The organism is Dokdonia ponticola (genome assembly GCF_042653865.1).
Classification (GTDB): Bacteria; Bacteroidota; Bacteroidia; order Flavobacteriales; family Flavobacteriaceae; genus Dokdonia; species Dokdonia ponticola.
The window spans coordinates 17,149-41,260 of the sequence record NZ_JBHSFV010000011.1; the positions used below are offsets into that span (position 1 = coordinate 17,149).

Consider the following 24,112-nt stretch of genomic DNA (forward strand, 5'->3'; position numbering starts at 1 on the left):
TGATTTTTCCCTACAAAATAAAATAGATCTTCCGTTAGTATAAAGCTTAAGGCATGAGTAGGTTGGAAGTACGAATGTTAATTGAATAACGTGTACATAGCATCCTCTAGGTGGTGGTGTATTCAAAATGATTTGTAGCTTTTGGCACAAATCAGTTTTGAATCTTCCGTTACTATGAAGTTGAAGGCATCAATAAATACGAAAAACGAAAGTAGAAATACGAATGCCGATTGAATAACGTGTACGTAGCATCCTTTAGGCGGTGGTGTATCTATTTTATTTTGTAATTTTTCCCTACAAAATAAAATAGATCTTCCGTTACTTCAAGACATAAGATTTGTAGCATTTAGCACACATCAGTTTTGAATTTTCCGTTACTGTGAAGTTAAAGACATCAGTAGGTTTCCCTAGCCCCCAAAGGGGGAATGAAGTAAATAAAAATAGAGTAGTACTCTAAAATAGAGTAATACTCTATTTTGGAATGATGAATAAATAAACCATAATGAGATTCCCACCGGAGTTTATCCTGAGTGTCACACTGAGCTTGTCGAAGTGCGATAGTTGAAGGGCGGAATGAACTAAATAACCAATCAAAATGAGATCTCCACCTTCGTGGAGGTAAAAATGAATACTAAATAACCATGAAAAAAACACTCTTTTTACTTGCCATCTCCTGCGTATTGAGCACTAGCTCGTATGCACAAGACAAAATGATGTCCAAAAATATAATATCACATCACGTAAGTGTCCCCGTTGATGAAACGGTGGTGACCAATCACACAACGACCATCAAAGGAAAAACAATTCCGTATACAGCTACGGCTGGATTTCAACCGGTGTGGAATGAAGAGGGGCATCCCATCGCTTCGCTCCTATACACCTATTACAAACGTACCGACATCAAAAATAATGAAAACAGACCGTTGGTGATTTCGTTTAACGGTGGTCCTGGCTCTGCTTCGGTATGGATGCACATTGCCTATACAGGTCCGCGAATTTTAAAGATTGATGACGAAGGGTTTGCAGTGCAGCCGTATGGGATCAAAAGCAATCCGAATTCGATTCTAGATGTGGCGGATATTGTATTTGTCAATCCTGTAAATACGGGCTATAGTCGTATGGTGCCTGATAAAGACGGGAAAATGCCTGATAAAAAACTATTTTTTGGAGTAAATGCAGATGTCAAATATTTAGCCGAATGGGTAAATACATTTGTTACCAGAAATAATCGCTGGCGCTCACCTAAATACCTTATCGGTGAAAGCTATGGTACAACGCGTGTATCTGGTCTTGCTGCCGAACTTCAAAACAGTCAATGGATGTATATCAACGGTGTGATTTTAGTATCACCTACAGAAATCGGTTTTGAATTTGATGGGCCTGTGGAAGTCGCTAATCGTCTTCCCTATTTTACCGCAGCGGCTTGGTATCACAAGATGTTACCTCCTGCCTTGCAAAATAAAGACCTTCCAGAAGTACTAGCCGAAAGTGAGCAATATGCTGTCAACGAACTCCTGCCTGTCATGGTGAACACGGGGTATATTGATCCTGCGAAAAAAGAAGCTGTCATCAAAAAAATGGCGTATTATTCTGGATTGTCAGAACGTACGATTAGACAACACAACTTAGAAGTGCCTAAAGCATATTTCTGGAAAGACTTACTGAGAGATCGCGACGGTATGACCATCGGTCGATTGGATTCTCGCTATAAAGGACTGGATGTAAAAGAAGCAGGAGATCGCCCTGATTACAATAGCGAACTCACCTCTTGGTTACATTCCTTCACGCCAGCGATTAACTATTATTATCAGGAGGAATTAGGGCTTACTACAGATCTAACGTATAATATGTTTGGTCCTGTGCGTCCGTGGGATCGTACCAATAACAATACAGGAGCTGCGTTACGAGAAGCGATGGGGGTGAATAAAAATCTACATGTAATGATTCAGAGTGGCTATTTTGATGGCGCAACCACCTACTTTAACGCAAAGTATGTGATGTGGCAACTTAATGCTTCTGGTAAGCTTTCTGACCGCTTGAGTTTTAAAGGATATCGCAGCGGACACATGATGTATTTACGCAACGAAGATTTAATCAAAGCCAATGACGATATTCGTGATTTTATCCAAAAATCATCAGCAAATATCAGTCAGGGAGCAAGGTACTAGACGTGTAATAACATCACTCATTTTACAATAAAGTGAGGATGTTTATGAGTACGCTTTCGCTCCTGCCTGCCGGCAGGCAGGAGCGAATAAAAAAATATTCAAATGACACACGGAACTTGTCAAAGTGGTCTTAGGAGTATGAAAGGAACTAAAGAATTAATAACATGAGATACCCACCTTCGTGGGTATGAAATAAATGAGAAACCCACTGGAGTTTATCCTGAACGATAGGATAGTCGAAGGGTGGGTATGAAAAAGAAGTTATGAAAGCAATACAAAAAGTAAGACAATTAGGCTCCCAATGGGAAACACAAGATCCATTTTTATTTTGTGCCTACCACTTAGACCAGTATCCCAAAGGAAATGATCAAATGGGACCAGATGCCTCTTTAACGGGTCGTAATATAGGCATGGATTTTAACGGAAAAGATGGATGGAATATGTACCACGGACGTACGGTGCCCGGATTTCCTGCACATGCGCACAAAGGTTTTGAAACAATTACCATTGTTGAAAGAGGCCTCGCCGATCATAGTGATTCACTAGGAGCAGCTGGGAGATTTGGCGAAGGTGATGTACAATGGATGACGGCAGGCAAAGGTGTGCAGCACAGTGAGATGTTTCCACTATTAAATACTGAAGAGGAGAATCCGCTACTGTTATTTCAATTATGGCTGAATCTCCCTAAGGCGAGTAAAACAGTACCTGCACATTATAAAATGCTATGGCATGAGGATATTCCTGTAGTTACGCATCTGGATGAGGAAGATCGTGAGATACGAGTGAAAGTGATTGCAGGGACCTATGAAGGGACGCGTGCATTATCACCCGCACCTGATAGCTGGGCGGCTAAAAAAGAAAATGGTGTTGAAGTGTGGTTAGTCACATTGGCTCCTAACGCTACATGGTCGGTTCCTACAGCGGCAGCCGGTCTTAATAGAACGTTGTATTTCTATGAAGGTCATGAGATCGCAACCGAAGGCTATAAAATCCCAAAAGGACACGGACTCGACCTCGTCCCTACTGAGGAGATCATCATCCAGAACGGAGATCAAAAAGGGTTTTTCTTATTTATTCAAGGAAAACCGATCGGAGAACCCGTGGCAAAACAAGGCCCTTTTGTGATGAATACGTACCAAGAAATTAACGATGCGATTACAGAGTATCGCCAGACAGAATTTGGGGGATGGCCCTGGCCCTCACATGATCATACGCATGATAAAAAAAGAGGTCGATTTGCCATACATGCTGATGGTACAGAAGAAATTAGGGATTAAAAACGTTACTAGCGTATATAAAAAAACGCTTCCATTTCTGGAAGCGTTCTCACTTTAAAAGAGACAACCAAACTTCTCTTAATACATATTACGCAATGCTGTAATATCGTTGTTATTGAATTCTCCATCTTCATTACTTGAGAAACAAGCTTGCATGATAGACGTTAAATCTCTTCCTGTTGGTGTTCCTGCTACGTGAACAGCACCATCAGAACCTGTACCTTCATTTCCTTGAGAAGATGTTGGGCAGCTTAAACGGTCAAACCAATCTGAGTGACGGAAACCAATAGAGTGACCAATCTCATGAGTAATTACATGCTCATTTACATTTGTCGAAAAACCATCAAGATTGTAAATCTGTACAAATTTGTTAGGTTGTCCTGCACTGTTTGGGAATCCTGCTACCCCTCCTGAACCACTATTATTTGTAGAGTTGTCATATACAACCATATCTGAGTTTGAAAAGTTAGATCCGAACGTTAAGTTGAACTGTAATGAAACACCACTAAGGCGATTAAAATTGGCTACTGCCCAAGATAAAGCTGTTTGTCCTTTGGAAGATAGTCCAAACTGATCATTTGCAGTATACCCAATAATGTCAATAGTTCTGTTATTACCAGTCACTAGGTTAAATGTGCGATACTGACGACTTTGTGCATCAATAGCTTGCATTGCTTTTAGCTCTGCTTCTGTAACAACAATATCGTCTCCGATATAAATACGTTGCTCAACGGTTCCGTCAGGTAAATGGAAATCTCCTTTTGTAATAGCACCTGCATCAATTTCTAATGTTCTAATAAGATCCAATACGGTCTTATCTGTAACAGCATCTCTAGGGGGAGTATCAGCGTTTACAATATCTGAAGAAACTTCAGTTACAAGGTTTGCATCGTCCTCTACTGTAACTTCGTCACGTTCACAGCTTGAAAAGAGTAACGTAGCTCCTGCCAATAAAATAAAAGCTGATTTAAGATTTGTTTTCATATTCATTTATATATTTTGGATTAGTAATGGTATAAATATAGACACAAATGTGAAAAAATTATGAAAACTATAAAAAATTAACATAAATTATATTAAAATATGTGGTAAAACCATAAAAAATAGCATTTTTTTGTTTTTTTTGCAAAGTGATTTTACAAGTAAATTACTGGAAACTTGAATAATTTGACTAGTATTCTAAAGAAGAAGTAGTTAATATACGACTCAAACAAACCGTTGGATTTTTTGTAAATAGAACTAATACCAAATGAACTAAAATAATAGTGAAACAAATAACTTCACTTGATCCCTTTTTTTGATTTGACTATAATTCTTCTAAGGCACGATTAGCATTTTATGGTCTATTGAAAACTAAAAAAGTATTTCAGTAATACAATTGAAATTGTCGTTACATGAAATGAATTGTTGAAAACTAGTACTAGCAAAATCATCATGAAGAAGATGATCAACATCAACATTACGATGCGTTGTTTACTAAAGGATATTAAAGACCCAAGGGTCGAGATGTTAAAGCATAGATCCCGTTTAAAATCGGGATTAGCTTGTCTGCCAACATAGGCAGGTGCAACCAACTATTTTAAACGCGTCTTTTAGACTTTACAAAACAACGTTTTACTAATAAAATTTCAGAAAAAGATGTTTAGAGTTGAAAAAACAATTACTATAGGAAAGTTATCGTACTAACAAAAGCAAATCCCAACCGAAAACGATTGGGATTTGAAAATTTATGAGAGAAGGAATTTCTTGTTTCTTAACCTAGAATTCAGCCTCTATATTCTTATTAACAAGGTCCTAAGAGTATCCAGCCTCCACTAACTCTCTCATAGAGATTACCTAGGTAGACAACTTGAGCTCCTATAGGATAATTTATTGGTTGCCATTCTGGCACACCATCACAAGGGCTTCCTCCTGATGACGTTGGATACATCACTCCTAAACCAGTAATATCATTTCCATTAAAATTACCACTTACACCTGTATTAAAACAAGCTAACATAAGAGACGTTGAATCATATCCCGTAGGGGTACCTGCTAAATGTACTGCTCCTACTCCTGCATCTCCTTCATTTGAATTTTGCCCACAACTTTGTCTTGAGAACCAATCTGTATGACGGAAACCAATAGAGTGTCCCATTTCATGTGTAATTACATGCTCATTAACATTTGTAGAGAATCCCTCTAAATTGTAGATTTGGCAAAATTTATTAGGATTACCTCCTGATGGGAATCCAGCAACTCCACCAGAACCACTGTTGTTTACAGAATTATCGTATACAACCATATCTGCATTTGTACTCGTTGCAAACGTTAAACTAAAACGTAAAGTTGTTGTACCATTGTTGTATAAAGCATTATAATTATCGATAGCACGTTGCAATGCCGTTTGTCCCTTACTTGTAAGTGCAAATGGAGCTCCTGTATACCCTATCACACTAATCACTCTGCTTCCTCCATTCGTATTCACAAGATTGTTAGTACGATACTGTCTTCCTTGAGAATCATTTAGCGTTTGCATTGCCACTAACTCTTCTTTAGTAACAACAATATCATCTCCGATATAAATACGTTGCTCAACAGTCCCATCTGGTAAATGGAAATCACCTTTTGTTACAGAAGCAACATCTAATTGTAGATTATCAATAAGATCTAATACTCTTTGATCTGTAACAACATCTCTAGAGGATGTTTGATCGTTTACAATATCAGTATCAACAATTGTAACTTCCGTTTGAAAGTTAGCGTTGTCTTCAACAGAAACTTCATCACGATCACAACTTGCAAACAATAGCATCACTACTGCCATTAAACTAAAAGCTGATTTAAGATTTGTTTTCATATTTAATATATATTTTGGATTAGTAATGGCATAAATATAAATACAAATGTGAAAATTATGATAATAATATAAAAAATTAACATAAATTATGCTAAAATATGCGGTAAAACCATAAAAAAACATCATTTTATGGTTTTTCCGTAAAGCGATTTTACGGATATATTATAGTAGAATTAAAGAATTTGACTAAAATTCAAAAGAAAAAGCACCTCGCGTATGTTCCAAATGAACATGTAAATACTCTAGAAATGATTGTAATATGTTTTTTTACAAACGATTCTAGGTTGCTCTTTTATTGGCACCGCCAAAGGGTTTACTACCCCGAGTCTTGCCTCGAAATTAAAATGCAGTTTCTTATGAATACCTTGTGGGCTTGCCCCGAGATAGTTTACTTTAAACTAAAAAGCTTACAACCTGCTAACCATACGCATTGATTAAATGCAGAAAGTGATGTTTGGATTACGTACGGAAGAATCAGGTAAAAACGTTAATATTCTTCAAAATCTAGCGGATCAAAATTTTTAAAATGACCATTCATTTTTATAATTTCTTTCGTTCTGTTCACCGTTCGTATGGTTGGTAAAATGGATGAAAGGTGTTGGATCAAGAATTCATACCGTTCTTTTTCTGATACGATTTGTAGTAACGCATACTCTTGATCTAATGAAAGTCCCATTTTGTGAGCCAGTGTATAGGTGGTGATGGTTTTTACATCAACAACAGGAGTTACAATATCTAATTCATCATAAAACGCGGTAAGCAAACGGATAAATTCTGCTCGTAATGCGGTTGTGCCATCATCTATTCCCTCAAAAAACTGTACCGTACCTCCAGCATACAGCTTTTCTCCAAGCTTATTATAAAAATCAACCAACTTAAAAACACGCACTCCTTTACAGATCACATCACTAGCACCAGAGGGATATCGCTTTACCACTTTGAGAACCTTCATCTCCGTTCCATACTCAAGACGCTTATTGATATAGGTAGGAATTCCGAAGGTGATCTTATCATCTTCGCAATCTTCTAATAGTTGCTGATACCGTTGTTCAAATATATGCAACGGAAGTTCTTCGCCAGGAAACGCTACCAATTCTAGGGGAAACATGGGTAATGTCGCTATCATCTAAATGCTATTTTAAAGGAAATTTACAAAAGAAGTTTTCAACTGTTATCTAAATTACAAAATTTAACCTTTTTGTTGAACTTTTTTACCTTTTACGTATTGTGTATTAAAAATAGTCTACTAATTTCGTTGGCTAAAATGGTGACGATGACAAACAAAGATCTTCTACAAATCGTTCAGGAACTTGGGAGTCCTGTATATGTATACAATGCAGAAACGATTACAAGACAATATAAACGATTAACCGCTGCATTTAAGAAGGTCAAACAACTACGCTTAAATTATGCTGTAAAAGCATTGAGTAATATTTCGATTTTACAACACATTCATAGTCTAGGGGCAGGATTGGATACTGTATCTATCCAAGAAGTCCGCTTAGGATTGGCGGCAGGGTGCCCTGCAAACCGCATTATATTTACGCCAAATGGCGTTTCTCTTGCAGAGATCGAAGCCGTGTCAAAAATGGGTGTTCAGATCAATATTGACAATTTGTCCATCCTTGAACAATTTGGTGCCAAATATCCAAAAGTTCCCGTGTGTATTCGTATCAATCCGCATGTGATGGCAGGGGGAAATACCAACATCTCTGTGGGGCATATTGACAGTAAATTCGGCATCAGCATCCATCAGGTACCGCATATTTTACGTATTGTAGAAAATACAAAAATGAACATCAATGGGATTCACATGCACACGGGAAGTGATATTTTGGATATTGATGTGTTTTTATATGCGTCAGAAATCCTTTTTGATACTGCCCAGCACTTTCACGATTTAGATTTTATTGATTTTGGAAGTGGTTTTAAGGTGCCGTATAAAGAGGGAGATATCGAAACCAATATCGAGGAGTTAGGAGATAAGTTGAGTGAACGTTTTAACGCTTTCGCGAAAGCGTATAAAAAACCCTTAACACTCACCTTCGAGCCTGGGAAATTCCTTGTGAGTGAAGCGGGAAAATTCTTAGTGAACGTCAATGTAGTGAAACAAACCACCTCGACTGTTTTTGCGCAAGTCAATAGCGGTTTTAACCACTTAATCCGCCCGATGCTCTACGGAAGTACCCATGAGATCAAAAATATAAGCAATCCTGAAGGACGCGAACGTTTTTACAGCGTGGTCGGCTATATCTGTGAGACGGATACGTTTGCCAATAACCGACGCATTGCAGAAATCAGTGAAGGCGATGTGCTTGCCTTTAGTAATGCGGGGGCGTATTGCTTTACAATGGCGAGCAATTATAACAGTCGTTACCGCCCGGCAGAAGTGCTTTGGAAAGACGGAAAAGCGCATTTGATTCGTAAAAGAGAAACCTTTGATGATTTGCTGCACAATCAGATTCCGTTACAGGAACTAGCAACGATACCTCAATAATCACTATATTACAAAGTGTAACAAAGTCTTTAGTCATGTGTCTTTTTTTAAAAAACACAATGCGTTTTAGTCTATTTTTATGTTTGATACCCGTCTGGTGTTTTGGACAGCAGATCAAATTAAAATCTATAAAAAAATACCAAAACGACACCCTTTATGTGGGTGTTCGGAACCAATCTCCTATCCCTATTTGGTATGAAGCCCTTAAGAAAGACACTGTAGATTATAGTTCGCAGCGATTTGATCTTGCAGTGATCCAACCCAAAGATTCCATTTATCCTATTGCTATTATTCCTGTAAGTGCTATCAAGGACACATCGGATATTTCATTGAAGGAATATATCAACTATAGATTTATCAGGGCGAATCCTAGAGCAAAGCATGATGACTCCTATGCCTACGAATTACCCTACGCAAAAGGCAAAAAATATGAAGTCATCCAGACACATGGGCAGTCCTTTAGTCATAATACCCCTACATCTCGCTATGCGGTGGATTTCAAAATGCCCATTGGCACCCCTATTCATGCAATACGAGGAGGTATTGTCGTATTGGTCACAGAACACAATACCGAGCATGGGGGAAGAGATTTTATAGATAAGAGTAACAATATATTTATTCTACATAGCGATGGCACCTATGCACAATATGCCCATTTGGACTACAATGGTGCTGATGTGGAAGTGGGTGATGTGATCCAACAAGGAGCGTATATTGGACGATCTGGGCATACAGGGTTTTCTACGCGACCCCACTTACACCTAGTCGTCAAGGATGGGAATGGAATCTCACTCCCTTTTTACTTTAACATCCGCCCAAAAAAGAAATTAAAAAGCGGAAAAAAATACCTTAGAAAATAACATCCCTCAGGATACACCTCGATGTTTTTTTTAGAAACACTATTGACTTTAACGCAATTTTTGGGCTATGTAATCTCAATTATCGAGTAAAAATAAGGGCTATGTTTTAAAAATCAGTATTTTTAAAAATGCGTAATTCTGTTTTTATAACTCTTATTATAAGTATCTGTGTATGCTCTTGCACAACACCCATTGATACGGTATTGACGTCTGAGCATCCTGCGATTCAAAAAGTCATGGATAGTCTGGACACCTATGAAGTGCAGATTCTATACACCCAAATAGACACGACTTCCAAAGGGCTTGTGAAGTTTAAAGATTATGCCTTTCAAGAAAACCAAAAAACCTATTTCTATCCTGCGAGTACCGTCAAGTTACCCATTGCCCTACTCGCTTCCGAATATGTCACTGCGCACCCTGAGCTGGACTTAGACACGCCCTATATTTCGAAGAGAGATTCGGTGTTGCATAGTGTTGCTGATGATATGCGTCAGATTTTCGCCGTGAGCGATAATGAAGCGTATAATCGGCTGTATGATCTGTTAGGCAGAGATGCGATCAATACCCGTTTGAAAGCCCTAGGCCTCGCTCCTACGCGGATTTCTCATCGGCTTTCCACGAGTAATGCCGATGCAGCCGAGCGAGCAACGATTAAATTCTTCCCGTCCTATGAAGGGGATGTCGTGACTATCGAAAATCAAACTGATGGGCCGATAGCCGACGTAAAAGCGAAACATCAGCAGAAAGGGACTGGGTATTTTAAAGATGGAAACCTAATGCAAACGCCTTTTGATTTTTCTAAGAAAAACTATTTCCCATTACAGGCGCAACACGAACTCATGAAACGTTTCTTTTTTGAAGATCAATTTGATGCTGATGAGCGTTTTGCGATTTCGTATACCGATAAAATACGGATTCAGAAGATGATGCACACGCTTCCGCGAAAAGCCAAATACGACCCCGAAACGTATTACGACAGCTACGGAAAGTTCTTCTTGTACGGAGACAGCAAAGACCCGATACCCGAGCATATAAAAATCTATAATAAAGTCGGCTACGCCTACGGTACGCTCACCGAAACCGCCTATGTGGTCGATGAAAAAGCGGGGATTCACTTTTTACTCTCTGCTACCATTCTGGTCAATAAAAACGGCATTTTTAATGATGACACCTATGAGTATGACACCGTTGGGATTCCTTTTTTGGCTCAGTTAGGACGGGAGATTTATGCGCTGGAGAAAGGTAGGAAGCAGTGAGTCTTTGAGTCTGTGAGTGTAAAGTATAAAGTGTAAAGTTTTTTGATAAGTAAAAAATGAAACGCGAATCACGACTAAAGATTTAATAGTTAGGAGTTAAGAGTTTTAATAACGTGTCTTACGTCCTACGTCTTATAGCGCAGCGGTCTTACGTCTATAAGCGAAGTGGTCTAGAATTTAGAGAAAGATATGGGAAACCGTAACAAACAGTGAATGCAAATGAGTATGTTTAGTGCCAATTACAAACGTGTATAACTGTTTGTAATCGTTTGTACATGTTAAAATCAAAAAGGAACTTGTTATAAAAACAACTCATAAACAATAGATTAGGGTATTTTATTCTTAAAATATATAGTAAGTTTGTAGGTAAGCATATACATGAAAAATATCATGAATGTGCGATATAAACGAGTTAGGCACAAGTTGACCAAAAATGCGAACACAAGAATATAATAGAATAACGAAAGAAGGAAACGTACTTGATTTTGGAACGCTAAAAGAAACTAAAAAGCAACTCGGAATTAACAAATTGACCGAACTTGAATCTGAAATTGACCGAATAATAAAGGAAAACAAAATTCAAAAGCCCGAATTGCACAACGAACCGAATAGTACAGAAACTGACTTTTTTCTAATTGATTTAAACTCTGACCAAATTGAAATCATAGTTTCTATGTTTGGAGATTAAGAAGTTGGAAATCTAGGACTGAATTACGAATCGACTTATTCCGCTAACTTTTTTGCTAAATTGCTTGATAAGTGGAATGATTTACCAGATTACAGATAAAAATGAGCGAAGAAAAACCACCACACCTAAACGCTGAACAAATTAGAGAAGGAACTCAAAAAGGACTAAAGAAATATGAAAACTTGAGTTTTATTGAGCAATATGCTATGTATATGGGAATTGCACAATTACTTGAATTTGGACTGAAAAAGTTATATGAAGAGAAATTTGGAGGAAATCTTGACGATATGGAAAGATGGCCTCTTGGGAAAACTAGAGTTGAACTTGAAAGAAAAGGATTGAGAGAAGATTTCATCGCTCTGCTCAAAGGAGTTACGGATTCAAGAAATCATATAGCACATGAAATTCTAGCGAATGAGGCACTTATGAATGGAATGATGAATAAATTAAATGTACAAGGAGGGTTTTCGAAAAACAAGAGAATACTTTGGAAAGCAATAAATGAACTTGAACACGTATGTTTTCTTTTTGACTGGACTAATGAAAATAATGGTTGGGATTAAAAACCAGTGCCTAACATTGGTAACCGTTGCACAACCCTATAATTTTCTAAAAAGCAAGTGCCTATAAGACCCCGCTGGTGCGCGATTGTATCGCGTTCCAAAAGCAACTATAGTCCTAAAATACAATTCATTACTGAATCGTTTTCTAAAAAATAACGGTTATTAAATTTTCATAATGTAGCGCTAAAAATAATGAGCCGTAATTACAAATTTCATAATCCTTAGGGACTCTATTTTGTAAGTTTTCAGTCGTAAATTGGCTTGATGTTTTTACAAGAAATCAATACAAGGATATCTTAATAGATAGCTTATCATTTTGTCAAAAAGAAAAAGGTATGGAAATCATAGCTTGGTGTATTATGACCAATCATGTCCATTTGATTTTTAGAATTACAAATGAAGGAAAACCACAAATGGTATTAGGAGATTTTAAGCGTTTTACAAGCAAAGCATTGGTGAAAGCTATTAAAGAAAATGAAAGAGAAAGTAGAAAAGAATTTCTACTAGATCAGTTTAAAAAGGCTGGAGAAAATACTTCAAATGTAACGCAATATCAATTTTGGAGGCACGATAATAAACCTATTGAGTTGTTGAGCAATAAAGTTATTAAAGAAAATAAAGTATATACATCAAAATCCTGTAGAAGCAGGTTTGGTATATAAAGCAGAAGATTACATTTATAGCAGTGCTGTTGACTATGCTGGGGAAGAAGGTTTATTAAATGATGTTATCGTATTTAGAATGTACTTTTAACTCACCACACGATACAATCGTGCGGTAGCGGAGGTACAATTCATTGAATTGAATTTTTACAAGAAAATGCCAATATACCCTCCAAGAAATAGTGCCATTAAAAAACGAGAAATTCTTGATAAGAGGGTATTTGAATTTCTTAAATCACGAGAGTTAGAGGCAACGCAAGAAAAACAATTAAAAAAGGCAGAAGCCGTTCGTTTAGCTAAAATTAGATACCTAAAAACCAGACTCTCACTAGCTAAAACTTACGCTTCAGAATTAGAACCTGATATGGAATTAATAAATAAATTAAACAAAGAAATATCACTTTTCGAAGGGTATTCTTACAAAGAAATTATTGAGTTCAGTGTAAACTATGCTAGATAATAAGTTCCCATCCCACACGATACAATCGTGCGGTAGCTGGGTTCGACAGAAATAAATGACGGATTTAGAGCTAAAAATCCCCATGTGAAAAAATCTGATAAATTATTTTCATTTGGACTTTTACTTATCATTATCGGTACTTTAATCATTGGAATTCAAACAATTTGAAAACAGAAAGCGAATAGAATACTAAAAGCACCGTTGAAAAGTTCACGAACCATGATACATCGAAAATTACTTTTACTAGCTTTCATTCTTACTATGACTTCTTGCCTAGAGAAGTCAGAATTTTTCTCTGATTGTGCATGTAAAAAAAATGGTCTCTCAAAAGGAATTGAAGTCACAGACAATCTTGATCGATTTACAGTCATTCTACCCAATGAAAATTGGAAAGCTTACCTTCATACAGACGAACTAGGAAATGGATTTGTCGGAGCTGTACTTGACAAAAATAGCTTTAAAACGTTTGGAGTTACTGAATTGACCAAAGCTGAAGATTGGATGAATAAAGAGCAACAGCGAGTCGAGATTTAAAAAAAGGAGTCGAATTAGACCTATTTGATAAAATAGGAGAAAAAAATAAAACGAAGTATCGTTTAAAATGACAGGTACATCTAGTAGGTAAAAGAAATTTCATCCTCAACCTAACAACTCACTAAGCTACCAATTCATTAAATCATTTCCAACGAACAAAACATACCCACTACCACATGAAAACATCGTGTGGTAGTGGGTGAATTACACTGAAACTTTATTTAATAATACGCAACACCGGTAACTGACACCGTAGGATTATTACAACCACACAACAGATAATCGACATAAATATCCAGATCCAATTCAAAGTTATTAATGTCATTGACATCAGAAATGGACAGCTGACTCATTAACTGACAAACAAATTCATTATAAGCGCGATTAGCTTCTACTGCTGGGATAATAGTGCTCCCATTAACATTATAAATTTGATACTCCATAAAGATAGAATAGCTATTAGAACCTGAAGGATTTGGATCATTAAAATCATGATTTAACCATGACTCCAAGTTGGTCATCCATGTCGCAATTCGATTGGGTGAACCTCCAATAGTATCAGGTATGTAAAACTCACTTATATACACATCCCGATTTATATATAACTCAGAATCATACCCTTCAAGAACTTCTGAACAGAAATAATTTTGAGCAGCTACACTGGTCTTTGCTGTTTCGTCAACAATGATCTTAAAAGACTCCTGTGTAATATCTAAACGTTCGCTATTGTTTTCTACGCTTTCGGTTTCACAACTAGCTAACAAAAAGAGCGAACTACTTAGTAACGCTAGAAATAATTTCTGATGGAATAACATTAATTTTTTCATGATATTTATTTTAAAGAATGAATAGGAAACAATGATAGCACTTAATGAAAGTGTCCACAATACACACTCTTTATCCGATTACACCCAATTCAAATTCGCTCTCATAAAATTCAGAAGCGTATTAGCGAACTATTGCCTACAAAGACCTAGATTAACATCCGCCTCTTTTTAGGGTACTGTTTATGGTACGCTTTCGCGAAAGCGTATAACAGATGTACCCCACCTAAAGATGCTTTAAAAATGTTTTGCTACATTTAGATGCATAAATCACAGCACACATCCCCTACAAACAGCTTGTTGTAGTTTAAAAAACAAAGAATCCAATGAAAAAAATAGATCGCAGAAAAGCCCTCAAAAATTTAGCTACAGGCCTTGGAGGCGCCTCCTTATTGTCCACGCCATTATCTGGTTTAGCTACTACTACAGATCCCAAAGGAAAAACAATCCCTGCAAATGCATACGGAAACAAGGATATTGAAGAACCTGTGACTGCGATCACTTTGGGCGCCGGCGCAAGGGGAAATGTGTATGGGAATTATGGAGTTCAATTTCCCAAAGAACTAGACATCATCGGCGTTGCCGAACCCATAGCGATACGAAACGAACGCTACGCAAAAAAGCATGCCATTCCCGATGAAAACCGATTTACCACTTGGGAACAGGTATTTGAGCGTCCTAAATTTGCAGATGCCATTATCATCACCACTCCAGATGATTTGCATTATGGTCCTTGTATGAAAGCGCTCGAAATGGGCTATGATGTTTTATTAGAAAAACCAATTGCTCCTACCGAAGAAGAATGTCGAAATATCCTTGCACTCGCCAAGAAAACAGGGAGAATCGTTGCAGTATGCCACGTATTACGCTATGCGCCTTATTTTATCAAGCTACGCGAAATGATTCAATCGGGGATTATAGGAGAACTGGTGAGTATCCAACACCTAGAGCCGATCCAACATATCCACATGTCGCACTCCTATGTGCGCGGTAATTGGCATAACTCCCAAAAAACCACGCCGATTATCCTTGCGAAATCCTGTCACGATTTAGACATCTTACGATGGATGGTCGGGAAGCCTTGTAAACGTATTTCTGCCTTCGGAAATTTAACATGGTTCAAAGCAGCCAATGCCCCCGAAGGAAGTACCAACCGATGCACCGATGGCTGTGCCGTAGAAGCAAGCTGCCCCTACTCCGCGCTAAAAATTTATCATCGGGATCGATCTTACACCTATGTTTTTGACTTCCCAGAAGATGAAACAAAGCATGGGGATTTTATCTTGGAGCAATTAAAAACCACTAATTACGGGCGTTGTGTGTATAAAATGGAAAATGATCAACCGGATCATTACGTGACCTCTATGGAATTTGAAGATGATATTACGGTCAATTTTTCGATGGAAGCCTTTACCTCCTATCATGGGAGAAGAACCCGTATTATGGGATCTCATGGAGACATTACAGGCGATATGAATGAATTTGTTCATACTGATTTCTTATCGGGTAAAGTCACCAAATGGGACAGCACGGTTGATGATGTAAGCAATTATAAAAATAGCGGTCATGGCGGCGGCGATTGGGCACTAGCAACCGACTGGATTAGAGCTGTCAAAAAGCAAGATGCCAGCCTGCTTACCTCCACCATAGATGCTTCTATAGAGAGTCATATCATGGGATTTATGGCAGAGAAAAGCCGAAAGACAAAACAGACGGTTCCCATTTCTTTAACATAACATACGATCCTGATATGGGAATGATTTTTTTTGCTTTCGCGAACCTGCCTAGCCGGCAGGCAGGAGTGAATTGTTGACCAATCCCTAATTTTTAATAAACTTCAAGGTGCTGGAAGCTTGATTGTTGTTAAATACTTTTAAGAAATATACGCCCTCAGGATAGGCGCTCACATCCAATTGAATACGCTCTTCATTGGTATAATCGCTGTTGACTAGTTCTTGTCCTGTGAAAGCATACACTTGTATTCTTGAGATATTATTTCCATCAACTTGTAAAATGTCACTCGTCGGATTTGGAAAAATTGTAACATCCGTTTCGATTAAAAATTCATCGGTTGCTAATAACTGTGCAGTCTCGCCCCCAAAATAGTAATGCCCAAAAAATGCGCCGTTGGATTGTGTGAAATCAAAAGGAGTTTCGCTCACTTCTTCTCCGGTTATCACATCAACACCAACCATCGAAATGGGGTTAGGGCGCTTAAAATAGTAGATACCACTAATAGGATCTAAAGCACTCCCTTCCAGAGCGAGGCTTTCGCCTAAAGAAGTGGGTGATATCGTGATAACGTCTCCTGTTATAGGGTCTATTTGAGTTAGAAATAATTCGGCAGGCGTGCTATTTCTACCAATCGCATACAACTTTCTATCGGCGGCATTAAAGAATAGATTATTAAAATATGCAAATTCAGAGGTATCTACGACAGGGTCGTGAACTACGGTTCCTGTGGTAATATCAACCGATAAAATTCTACCATCTGAAAAAATATGATACCATTGTTTTTGTAAATCTAAAGCACTCCCCGCTACTGTTATGGTATTGGTATCGGCAAAAGGACTCGTCGATATAGGTGTTACGATTCCTGTCGCTGGATCTATTTTTGACAAATACACTCCGCTGTCTGCACCCCCGCGTTCTATCCCAATAATTTCTTGGGTGATTTCGTTATACATGAAATTTTGAAAAATAGGCTCTTGACTTGTGGTGATAGGGTTTTGGTGAACAAGTGCTCCAGTATTCATATCGAGACCAATGAAAGAATCTATATCTGAAAAATAGTAAATACCGAGAATTGGGTCTACTGTAAATGAAAAATTAGCCACACCAATGGCATAGGAGGTAGTAGAGATATCGCTAATTTGACCGTTAAATGTATTGACGGTCGCTAGGTATGTTACATTAGGATTATTATTTCTGGATATGCCATATATTTGATTGTTTTGTGCGAAGTTGGGTAAGACAAAAAATAGGCAAATAATGAGTAGAATTTTTTTCATGACATTTTTTATTAAAATTAATAAAAAATGTCATGTTGGCTCTTAATCAATCGTTAAAATCAAAATGTTACACTATTACGAAGTCAAAAAAGGTCATAATACATGTATATGTTACATACTCATCAAAAAAAAAAAAATAGGAATGAAATTACCCTTTCGAGAAACCACATATACTTTTTACCTGTAATTAATTTGCAGAATTAGGTCTATGTAATGTAAACTTATTATTATTATTATGAATATTTAACCCAATCTAAACAACGCTTCATCCTTTTAAAATGATACTAAAACTACTCACATTCGTAACGCTTGGATTTCTTTTAACCTCTTGCCAAAAGGAGCAAAGCGCTGTTGAAACTTCTGAATCTAGAGAAATGCATCCATGGAACATCAAAAAATTAAGCGATAAAGCTACGCAACACCTTGACAGTACAAAATGGGACTTACCACTTTTTAAACAAGACATTGAAACATACACTGCATACGAAGAAGTTTTTCAGAGCTATCCATTAAACAAATCTCCCTTTCCAGTAGCAGTATATGACTATGCTGTTTCCTATGTCCCTTTTACTATAGAACATCAAGAAACACTAATTAAAGGGATTAAAGTCGGAGAATGTGAAGATTCCGATTGTAAAAAAGTGACAGATAAATTAACTTTACTTGTTTTAATAAACGACAAAGAAGCGGAAGAAACCACCTTAGTTGATTCTCGAAATCACCCCTATTTAACAGCCCAAGGAACATTTAAAACAAGGGAAAATACCTTTGACTGGGTCTTTTCTGCAAGTCCTGATGGGTTTTCTACGTTACTTCTTAATATGAAGCTTTTTGATTTACGATTTGGAGAAACGATTATCATTTATCCCCAATTAGACAAATCGTTTTTTTACCAACAAATCAAAGACTCACCAAATAACTACGAAAATTTTGAAGATTTTAAAAAAATGATACTGAATAACCCAAAAGTAAAAACGCAACTGACTTCTGAAAAGAACATCAAATAAAAGGTATGATGAAATTAAACTTATTGTCTTGTGATGCTCTGAGACTAGATAGAAGAGCGATATCAAAATGTATTGCGGAGATTTCAAATAACATGAATGAATCCTTTTCAAATGAACTTACAACTATACTCTTAGAAGCAGATGTTGTAGCGGTTAAGATGGAAGATAAAAACGCTGGTTTTGCTTTAAGAGCTTTGCGAAACTAAGTATTGATTATGAAATTATAGAATAAACTAAATTATTAGCAACGTTTTTTATTACTGTCTTAAAACAAAAACCATCATCATTGAATAGGAGTAAAAAAGAGTCGTTTGATTTATGTTTTTACCTGTGATTTTATAACATATAAAAATATAAATCAAACGACATACTTTCGTGAAAACAATTAAAGACTCAATTCCTTAATCAATTTTTGATTTAATCGTATAAAATCCTTATTTCCCGCTTCCTTAGAAAGAAGTAATGCACGGTTTGCTACAACAAAGGCTTCTTTATTCTGATTTAACTCTTTTAAAATCAACGCCTCTCTGGTTACTTGAAAGAAAAGTGCCTTATCTGAGAGCGTTACTTTTTGAATGTACTCCAACGCCTTATCTAAATCAGTTTTTGTATCGTGAAGATATACAGCCGCTTGAAAATAATCAGAAGAACTCGGTCCTATTATCGTCTTTTCGATGGCTTTGAGAATGCGTTCTTTTTCTTGCACTTTTAAAGGTATTTGTAACGAAATCTGTTCCCATTCTAACAGCAGTGTAGCACTGTCTAACGTAAGATCTTGAAAACGGAATTCTAGCGTTTCTAAATGCGAATTGCTTTTATATACGGGTACGTTTAAGTTCAATACGGGTTCTTTAGCTACATAAGAATTCCAATTTGTATTTTCATAAGGATACCATTTTATTTCCCATGTTTTTGCTCCAGGTATGCTCAGAAGCGTATAGCTCCCTTTTTTCAATGGCTGTCCATCTACTTCTATATCCTCAGAAAATGTTATTTTAAGTGCTGTATTGGCCCCTACACGCCAAAATTCTCCGTAAGGGAGCAACCCCTGTTCACCGAATATAGTGCGCCCTTTTGTACTAGGTCTGGAATAATCAATCTCTATATCTGTTAAGCCGATCGTCTGTTTTATACTTGCAGACGGACTCTGTGCTGGAATTCTTAATTGGGCACTAGCCGTCATGACTACTAAAATAGCCATTGATAAAAAATATGTTTTCATGTTAAAGGTTTTTATTAAAATAGTCTGATGGAGAGGTTCCCATCAGTTTTTTAAAAGATTTATTAAATGTTGTTTTTGAATGAAAGCCTGCTTCTTGCGCCAAACCAAAAAAGGTGAATTGTTGTGCTTTATTTGTTTTTGCTAAATCGACAAATTCTTTAATTCGATAGTAATTAATGTATTCAAAAAAATTCATCCCGACATTTTCATTGAGTAATCGCGCCAATTCAGGATTACTGACGCCTAGCATTTCTGCGAGTTCTGCTTTAAGAAGTTTACTATTCAAATAAGGTTTCTTCTCAATCATTAAGGTTTCAAGTTCTATTTTCAGCCTATCTAAATCTTCTACGCTTAATTTGGATTGTGTATACTTCTTAATTTCTTGATCAGGTGCAATCTGTAATACATGCGGATACACCATCCTATAATAGGTTATAAATAAAATAACCATAGTCAGTAAGATCCAAATATATGGGCGTGCATTGCGTTCAAGCATTTCAAAACCAAAAAAACTAATCAATAATAGTGAAGTCCACACAAGCAAACAGATCCCTGTAATGATTAAAAAATTACTAAGAAAACGCGTGTGTAATTTATATGATACTTCATTTAACATCTCTAAAGAAAAGGCTTTTAGTAGTCGCCATGCCTTTACCCAATAGGTAATGTTTACGACTAAGCCTACCGCATGACATGTATAGATAACTCTCATTAATTCTCCTGTTCCTATACGCTCTCGTATCACCAAATCTGATGGTATGACAAAATATACAGTTACAAAAATAGAATATGCTAATGCCGGAATATAATGTATGAGATCTTGTTTGGAGAATTCTTTTCGTTTCAATATGGATCGTGTAAATAAAAAGATCGTAGGACCAAAAAGCAACGCCGAAAGTTCTGATAGTGAGATTAGTCTAAAATCGCGATCCCATACACCTGCACTATGCAATACTTTACCAACCAAGCCTATGGAGACAACACCTATAAAAAATACGATATATCCATTAATGTGTTTTCTCTTTTTACCTGAAAAAAAATAGATAAATAGTAATAGTAGGCTTTGAAAGAAGCCAAAATAAACAAGTTGATTTAATAGTGTCTGCATACGGGAGCCATTTACTGAATCGCAAATTGATGTACATTTTTTAACGTATTATATGTACTCAAAGGGTGTTTCTGGGCAAAAGTATTAAAAGCCTTTTCGTCTTTCCATGCTACCATACATAAAATATCTGGGTTATAATAATAGCCTGTTGGTGAAGTCCCATTTTCAAGAGTGATAATTACCTCTCCTCCAAGTGCTAGTACTTCCGCTTTCCATTGTTCAAAGAAATTTGGTTCGCTTTGTTGTGATTTTTGCCATAAGGCAGTCATCACATTATATTTTGAGGCATCCACAGAAAATGCTACATCTTTTTTAATTTCATAATATGTCAAACCAAAATAAGGAAATAATGCTCGGCGTTGCTGATGGAAATCAGGTACTCTTTTTGTGATCGTGGTTAAAAAACCTTCCCGTTTTTTTTTACTTTCCCATTTTCCAAATAAAACGCCGTCGGGTTTGTTGGTTCCTAGTGTCAACTTGGAAACTGTAAATCCAGACTGTGGTTGATAACTATATTCAAAACCTACAGGAAACACTGTTTTTTTATACCTGTTAAATAATGTGTCTGCATTTTCGCTTTTATGTATCAGAACGATATCCAACACCTCCCCTTCTTTAAAGGTATATGTCTTTACGTTTTCTTGCCCTTGTACTTGAAAAAGGGTAAAGCCAAAAAATAAGAACAGTACGAATGAAATCTTCATAGAAAATAAATTTAAGTTTAGACTACAAAAGAATATGTCCTTTTAGATATAACAAAGAGTTTGTTTCTAATAAGCGTACACATACGGTATATGTACCAGAAAACATAAAAAAGCGCGTCAAATTATAGATCCTATTGAAAAATAGAAATGAATTCAACTACCCATTTTTATTTGCGCCTTTCAGATTTTACAAAACAGCATTTCACTCATAAAATTGGGAAACAGATAGTCATTATGAAATAATTATCTACTGCCATTTACTGGATATTTAAACCTTACTTCAAATTTTTAAAACACTCCTTTAACTTATTTCGCGAAAGCGGAAAAACCTTTCATCACGTTCTGGTTGAAAATGCGTATTTGTACCTATATAAGACATATTATTCTTATTTATATTGCTTTACAAATACGATTGTTATGAGCTATCTAAGAATTCGGAAAAGTGTGTACGCACTCACAGACCAAGAAATCCTTGCCATTCGTAGTGCCTTTGATATCATTTTTGAAAATGCCCTTGCCGACTATCTTTTATTTTCTGATATATTAGAAAACAATGGACATGCCACGGCCACAGACTTAAACTTCCTCACTTGGAATCGCGCTTTTTTCCTGAGTTTTGAAGATTTTTTACGTTCTAAAAATCCTGATTTATTTCTACCCTATTGGGACTATACGAGTGAAGAAGCTATCAAAAACGGTATGCCAGCACTATTTTCTGATCCTACCTATGTGGTTAAGGAAGGGGGAAAGGAAAAAGCCAACCCACTATATCGTTCGACAAAACAACGATTTTGCACTTCAAGAACGAATGACAATTCAGACACCACACTGCTGGTAGAGGCAAGACGCAGGCGTATCCTTGCGCTTGACGCGAAAAACTATACGAGTTTCAATAAACGTATTTGGGTGATGGATGCAACTGCCCATGTTTGGATAGGCGGTACCATGACCGATGTACCCATTGCTACCCTAGATCCTTTATTTTGGTTTATTCATTGTAATTTAGATCGATACTGGTGGAAGTTTCAGCAAAATAAAGAAATGAATACAACCATTCCAGACACTGTTTTACAAGAAGAACTAACTCCTTTTAGAAATGATGAAGGAAAACCGCTCTATGGGAAAGATGTCTTGAACACCAAAATACTTGGGTACACATACCTTAGATAAGTGTATGACTGTTTCAGTCTCTGAATGTATTTCCCACTTCCCCTTCATAAGATAGCAGGTAAAATATACCGCTCCATGATTTGATCGGCTTGTAAATGGGCATAAGGAGCCCCATAAGCAGATGCGATAATGACTATATTATATACATTGAGATCCAATTCATACATAGGGGTAAAAGTAGAATAATATCAATTCTTTTTAAAAGAGGTCCTTCCTAATTTTATTCCAAAACAAACCTGCACGATACATATCAACCAAAGCAATTAGACAGTACACCATGGGTACCTCCAGTGTTGATGTTTAAACGTATATGCTGATCAGGAAGAGGTAAAATACCTTATAATTCATAACCTTGATTACCTTCATATTTTAATTTTAACCCTTTCTTATGACAATTTTTGTTTTAAAAACGTATATTATGAGTTATGATACAATTAGATAAGCAAACAGAAACTAACAACACATTTTTAACAGAAGCCATTGAATACCTAGAGAACAAAGGATTCGAAAACATTAAAGCAGACGTCGAAGGCTATGAAACTCCCATCTCCTACACACGCCAAAAAACAGGCAATACACTCACCCCTGATATTGTCGCCGAAAAGCGAGGTATTAAATACTTTTTTGAAATTAGTTTAAAGTCAGCAAAACCAACTTTATTAAAATCTAAATGGTTATTACTTGACACACTAACAAAAATGAAAGACCATCGTTTTAAAATCTTAACCACCAAAGGACATCTGCGTTTTACCAAAGAAATGATCGCAGAGGCTAACCTTAATAAAGAATATATCAGAATATAAATAGCGCTATAAATAATAGTTAAAAATCATCTTTCTACTAAATCTATGAAAGGTGATTTTTTGGTTTGAGTTCTTTCATTCATATCTCTCAGATAAGTACAAACCATTCTCAAATAACGAGTTTCTTTTAAAAAGGCCCTTTCAGATAAATTCCTAAATTCCTAAATTCTGAAATATAGAAACTATGCTATTTGAAAGCTAGTGATAGCTTATTTAATTAGTTGATAAACATTTAAATTAAATAGTGGTCTTCTTGGTTTGCTTTCGCGAAAGCTTGATCAAGCAGCGTCGTAGTAGCGTACATGGAAAGAGATGTACACTCTCGTAAAATAATACACGCTTACATGAATATTATAAAACGATATTCCATTTTAATATAGCATCTTAAAAAAAGAAATATCCTATTTTTGATGAAATTCAATAACTAGGTGTCTAAAAAAAAATATTATTTATCAGTTT

The 24,112-nt window shown here is 36.5% G+C and carries 24 protein-coding genes; 15 read left to right on the forward strand and 9 right to left on the reverse strand.

The features are described from left to right. Positions 1–641: 641 nt before the first annotated feature. Entirely contained in the window at positions 642–2,168 is a 1,527-nt protein-coding gene (locus ACFO3O_RS16515) for a S10 family peptidase (RefSeq protein ID WP_379980827.1), read from the forward strand. A 263-nt stretch (positions 2,169–2,431) separates the two neighbouring features. Further along, a complete protein-coding gene (locus tag ACFO3O_RS16520) occupies positions 2,432–3,445 on the forward strand; it encodes a pirin family protein (protein ID WP_379980829.1) in 1,014 nt (337 codons plus the stop codon). A 78-nt stretch (positions 3,446–3,523) separates the two neighbouring features. Here the strand turns inward: ACFO3O_RS16520 and ACFO3O_RS16525 are convergent, their stop codons facing one another. From ACFO3O_RS16525 to ACFO3O_RS16535, 3 genes are all read right to left on the reverse strand, one after another. After that, positions 3,524–4,429, reverse strand: coding sequence for a M57 family metalloprotease (locus tag ACFO3O_RS16525; RefSeq protein WP_379980831.1), 906 nt, complete (start codon positions 4,427–4,429; stop codon positions 3,524–3,526). A 799-nt stretch (positions 4,430–5,228) separates the two neighbouring features. Next, complete coding sequence (locus ACFO3O_RS16530; RefSeq protein ID WP_379980833.1) at positions 5,229–6,284, reverse strand: M57 family metalloprotease; 1,056 nt, start codon at positions 6,282–6,284, stop codon at positions 5,229–5,231. A 487-nt stretch (positions 6,285–6,771) separates the two neighbouring features. Further along, complete coding sequence (locus ACFO3O_RS16535; RefSeq protein ID WP_379980835.1) at positions 6,772–7,410, reverse strand: LON peptidase substrate-binding domain-containing protein; 639 nt, start codon at positions 7,408–7,410, stop codon at positions 6,772–6,774. Positions 7,411–7,557: 147 nt separating this feature from the next. Here ACFO3O_RS16535 and lysA point away from each other — a divergent pair, with 147 nt between their 5' ends. The 8 genes from lysA to ACFO3O_RS16575 all read left to right on the forward strand — a co-directional run bounded on the left by lysA (position 7,558) and on the right by ACFO3O_RS16575 (position 13,804). Continuing rightward, positions 7,558–8,781 carry a diaminopimelate decarboxylase gene (lysA, locus tag ACFO3O_RS16540; RefSeq protein WP_379980837.1) on the forward strand — a complete coding sequence of 408 codons (1,224 nt, stop codon included), beginning with the start codon at positions 7,558–7,560 and terminating at the stop codon, positions 8,779–8,781. A 59-nt stretch (positions 8,782–8,840) separates the two neighbouring features. After that, positions 8,841–9,641 carry a M23 family metallopeptidase gene (locus ACFO3O_RS16545; protein WP_379980839.1) on the forward strand — a complete coding sequence of 267 codons (801 nt, stop codon included), beginning with the start codon at positions 8,841–8,843 and terminating at the stop codon, positions 9,639–9,641. Between the two features lie 128 nt (positions 9,642–9,769). Continuing rightward, positions 9,770–10,897: a serine hydrolase gene (locus tag ACFO3O_RS16550; protein ID WP_379980840.1), complete on the forward strand. Its 1,128-nt coding sequence runs from the start codon at positions 9,770–9,772 to the stop codon at positions 10,895–10,897. A 433-nt stretch (positions 10,898–11,330) separates the two neighbouring features. Next, positions 11,331–11,585 (forward strand): hypothetical protein, encoded by a 255-nt coding sequence (locus ACFO3O_RS16555; protein WP_379980842.1) that lies wholly within the window; start codon positions 11,331–11,333, stop codon positions 11,583–11,585. 101 nt (positions 11,586–11,686) lie between these two features. Beyond that, complete coding sequence (locus tag ACFO3O_RS16560; protein WP_379980844.1) at positions 11,687–12,148, forward strand: hypothetical protein; 462 nt, start codon at positions 11,687–11,689, stop codon at positions 12,146–12,148. A gap of 299 nt (positions 12,149–12,447) precedes the next feature. Then, the gene (locus ACFO3O_RS16565; RefSeq protein WP_379981135.1) at positions 12,448–12,810 is read left to right on the forward strand and encodes a transposase; all 363 of its coding nucleotides are present in this window, start codon (positions 12,448–12,450) and stop codon (positions 12,808–12,810) included. A gap of 157 nt (positions 12,811–12,967) precedes the next feature. Next, complete coding sequence (locus ACFO3O_RS16570) at positions 12,968–13,270, forward strand: hypothetical protein (RefSeq protein WP_379980846.1); 303 nt, start codon at positions 12,968–12,970, stop codon at positions 13,268–13,270. Positions 13,271–13,489: 219 nt separating this feature from the next. Next, positions 13,490–13,804, forward strand: a complete 315-nt coding sequence (locus tag ACFO3O_RS16575) for a hypothetical protein (RefSeq protein WP_379980848.1) — start codon at positions 13,490–13,492, stop codon at positions 13,802–13,804. A gap of 221 nt (positions 13,805–14,025) precedes the next feature. Here ACFO3O_RS16575 and ACFO3O_RS16580 read toward each other — a convergent pair whose 3' ends face one another. Further along, positions 14,026–14,631 (reverse strand): hypothetical protein, encoded by a 606-nt coding sequence (locus ACFO3O_RS16580; RefSeq protein WP_379980850.1) that lies wholly within the window; start codon positions 14,629–14,631, stop codon positions 14,026–14,028. Positions 14,632–14,954: 323 nt separating this feature from the next. Here ACFO3O_RS16580 and ACFO3O_RS16585 point away from each other — a divergent pair, with 323 nt between their 5' ends. Further along, positions 14,955–16,364, forward strand: coding sequence for a Gfo/Idh/MocA family protein (locus ACFO3O_RS16585; protein WP_379980852.1), 1,410 nt, complete (start codon positions 14,955–14,957; stop codon positions 16,362–16,364). 84 nt (positions 16,365–16,448) lie between these two features. Here the strand turns inward: ACFO3O_RS16585 and ACFO3O_RS16590 are convergent, their stop codons facing one another. Then, positions 16,449–17,639: a T9SS type A sorting domain-containing protein gene (locus tag ACFO3O_RS16590; RefSeq protein ID WP_379980854.1), complete on the reverse strand. Its 1,191-nt coding sequence runs from the start codon at positions 17,637–17,639 to the stop codon at positions 16,449–16,451. Positions 17,640–17,917: 278 nt separating this feature from the next. Here ACFO3O_RS16590 and ACFO3O_RS16595 point away from each other — a divergent pair, with 278 nt between their 5' ends. Together ACFO3O_RS16595 and ACFO3O_RS16600 are read left to right on the forward strand one after the other, a co-directional pair. After that, positions 17,918–18,646 (forward strand): hypothetical protein, encoded by a 729-nt coding sequence (locus ACFO3O_RS16595; protein WP_379980856.1) that lies wholly within the window; start codon positions 17,918–17,920, stop codon positions 18,644–18,646. Between the two features lie 5 nt (positions 18,647–18,651). Then, the gene (locus tag ACFO3O_RS16600) at positions 18,652–18,852 is read left to right on the forward strand and encodes a hypothetical protein (RefSeq protein WP_379980858.1); all 201 of its coding nucleotides are present in this window, start codon (positions 18,652–18,654) and stop codon (positions 18,850–18,852) included. A 179-nt stretch (positions 18,853–19,031) separates the two neighbouring features. On the opposite strand, the gene ACFO3O_RS16605 is transcribed toward ACFO3O_RS16600, so the two are convergent. Genes ACFO3O_RS16605 through ACFO3O_RS16615 form a run of 3 tightly spaced genes read right to left on the reverse strand, consistent with a single transcriptional unit; the run spans position 19,032 to position 21,680 of the window. After that, a complete protein-coding gene (locus ACFO3O_RS16605) occupies positions 19,032–19,868 on the reverse strand; it encodes a DUF2911 domain-containing protein (RefSeq protein WP_379980860.1) in 837 nt (278 codons plus the stop codon). 1 nt (position 19,869) lies between these two features. Further along, positions 19,870–20,976: an AraC family transcriptional regulator gene (locus ACFO3O_RS16610; protein ID WP_379980862.1), complete on the reverse strand. Its 1,107-nt coding sequence runs from the start codon at positions 20,974–20,976 to the stop codon at positions 19,870–19,872. A gap of 11 nt (positions 20,977–20,987) precedes the next feature. Further along, entirely contained in the window at positions 20,988–21,680 is a 693-nt protein-coding gene (locus tag ACFO3O_RS16615) for a hypothetical protein (protein ID WP_379980864.1), read from the reverse strand. 417 nt (positions 21,681–22,097) lie between these two features. Here ACFO3O_RS16615 and ACFO3O_RS16620 point away from each other — a divergent pair, with 417 nt between their 5' ends. Beyond that, the gene (locus tag ACFO3O_RS16620) at positions 22,098–22,850 is read left to right on the forward strand and encodes a tyrosinase family protein (RefSeq protein ID WP_379980866.1); all 753 of its coding nucleotides are present in this window, start codon (positions 22,098–22,100) and stop codon (positions 22,848–22,850) included. A gap of 44 nt (positions 22,851–22,894) precedes the next feature. On the opposite strand, the gene ACFO3O_RS16625 is transcribed toward ACFO3O_RS16620, so the two are convergent. Continuing rightward, positions 22,895–23,017: a hypothetical protein gene (locus ACFO3O_RS16625; RefSeq protein ID WP_379980868.1), complete on the reverse strand. Its 123-nt coding sequence runs from the start codon at positions 23,015–23,017 to the stop codon at positions 22,895–22,897. 258 nt (positions 23,018–23,275) lie between these two features. Here ACFO3O_RS16625 and ACFO3O_RS16630 point away from each other — a divergent pair, with 258 nt between their 5' ends. Next, positions 23,276–23,653 carry a hypothetical protein gene (locus tag ACFO3O_RS16630; RefSeq protein ID WP_379980870.1) on the forward strand — a complete coding sequence of 126 codons (378 nt, stop codon included), beginning with the start codon at positions 23,276–23,278 and terminating at the stop codon, positions 23,651–23,653. The last annotated feature ends 459 nt before the right edge of the window (positions 23,654–24,112 follow it).

What these genes read in the sequence shown, in the direction of transcription:
- ACFO3O_RS16515 (WP_379980827.1), top strand. Translation starts at nt 642, where the DNA reads ATGAAAAAAACACTCTTTTTACTTGCCATCTCCTGCGTATTGAGCACT.
- ACFO3O_RS16520 (WP_379980829.1), top strand. Translation starts at nt 2,432, where the DNA reads ATGAAAGCAATACAAAAAGTAAGACAATTAGGCTCCCAATGGGAAACA.
- ACFO3O_RS16525 (WP_379980831.1), bottom strand. Translation starts at nt 4,429, where the DNA reads ATGAAAACAAATCTTAAATCAGCTTTTATTTTATTGGCAGGAGCTACG.
- ACFO3O_RS16530 (WP_379980833.1), bottom strand. Translation starts at nt 6,284, where the DNA reads ATGAAAACAAATCTTAAATCAGCTTTTAGTTTAATGGCAGTAGTGATG.
- ACFO3O_RS16535 (WP_379980835.1), bottom strand. Translation starts at nt 7,410, where the DNA reads ATGATAGCGACATTACCCATGTTTCCCCTAGAATTGGTAGCGTTTCCT.
- lysA (WP_379980837.1), top strand. Translation starts at nt 7,558, where the DNA reads ATGACAAACAAAGATCTTCTACAAATCGTTCAGGAACTTGGGAGTCCT.
- ACFO3O_RS16545 (WP_379980839.1), top strand. Translation starts at nt 8,841, where the DNA reads ATGCGTTTTAGTCTATTTTTATGTTTGATACCCGTCTGGTGTTTTGGA.
- ACFO3O_RS16550 (WP_379980840.1), top strand. Translation starts at nt 9,770, where the DNA reads ATGCGTAATTCTGTTTTTATAACTCTTATTATAAGTATCTGTGTATGC.
- ACFO3O_RS16555 (WP_379980842.1), top strand. Translation starts at nt 11,331, where the DNA reads ATGCGAACACAAGAATATAATAGAATAACGAAAGAAGGAAACGTACTT.
- ACFO3O_RS16560 (WP_379980844.1), top strand. Translation starts at nt 11,687, where the DNA reads ATGAGCGAAGAAAAACCACCACACCTAAACGCTGAACAAATTAGAGAA.
- ACFO3O_RS16570 (WP_379980846.1), top strand. Translation starts at nt 12,968, where the DNA reads ATGCCAATATACCCTCCAAGAAATAGTGCCATTAAAAAACGAGAAATT.
- ACFO3O_RS16575 (WP_379980848.1), top strand. Translation starts at nt 13,490, where the DNA reads ATGATACATCGAAAATTACTTTTACTAGCTTTCATTCTTACTATGACT.
- ACFO3O_RS16580 (WP_379980850.1), bottom strand. Translation starts at nt 14,631, where the DNA reads ATGAAAAAATTAATGTTATTCCATCAGAAATTATTTCTAGCGTTACTA.
- ACFO3O_RS16585 (WP_379980852.1), top strand. Translation starts at nt 14,955, where the DNA reads ATGAAAAAAATAGATCGCAGAAAAGCCCTCAAAAATTTAGCTACAGGC.
- ACFO3O_RS16590 (WP_379980854.1), bottom strand. Translation starts at nt 17,639, where the DNA reads ATGAAAAAAATTCTACTCATTATTTGCCTATTTTTTGTCTTACCCAAC.
- ACFO3O_RS16595 (WP_379980856.1), top strand. Translation starts at nt 17,918, where the DNA reads ATGATACTAAAACTACTCACATTCGTAACGCTTGGATTTCTTTTAACC.
- ACFO3O_RS16600 (WP_379980858.1), top strand. Translation starts at nt 18,652, where the DNA reads ATGATGAAATTAAACTTATTGTCTTGTGATGCTCTGAGACTAGATAGA.
- ACFO3O_RS16605 (WP_379980860.1), bottom strand. Translation starts at nt 19,868, where the DNA reads ATGAAAACATATTTTTTATCAATGGCTATTTTAGTAGTCATGACGGCT.
- ACFO3O_RS16610 (WP_379980862.1), bottom strand. Translation starts at nt 20,976, where the DNA reads ATGCAGACACTATTAAATCAACTTGTTTATTTTGGCTTCTTTCAAAGC.
- ACFO3O_RS16615 (WP_379980864.1), bottom strand. Translation starts at nt 21,680, where the DNA reads ATGAAGATTTCATTCGTACTGTTCTTATTTTTTGGCTTTACCCTTTTT.
- ACFO3O_RS16620 (WP_379980866.1), top strand. Translation starts at nt 22,098, where the DNA reads ATGAGCTATCTAAGAATTCGGAAAAGTGTGTACGCACTCACAGACCAA.
- ACFO3O_RS16625 (WP_379980868.1), bottom strand. Translation starts at nt 23,017, where the DNA reads ATGTATGAATTGGATCTCAATGTATATAATATAGTCATTATCGCATCT.
- ACFO3O_RS16630 (WP_379980870.1), top strand. Translation starts at nt 23,276, where the DNA reads ATGATACAATTAGATAAGCAAACAGAAACTAACAACACATTTTTAACA.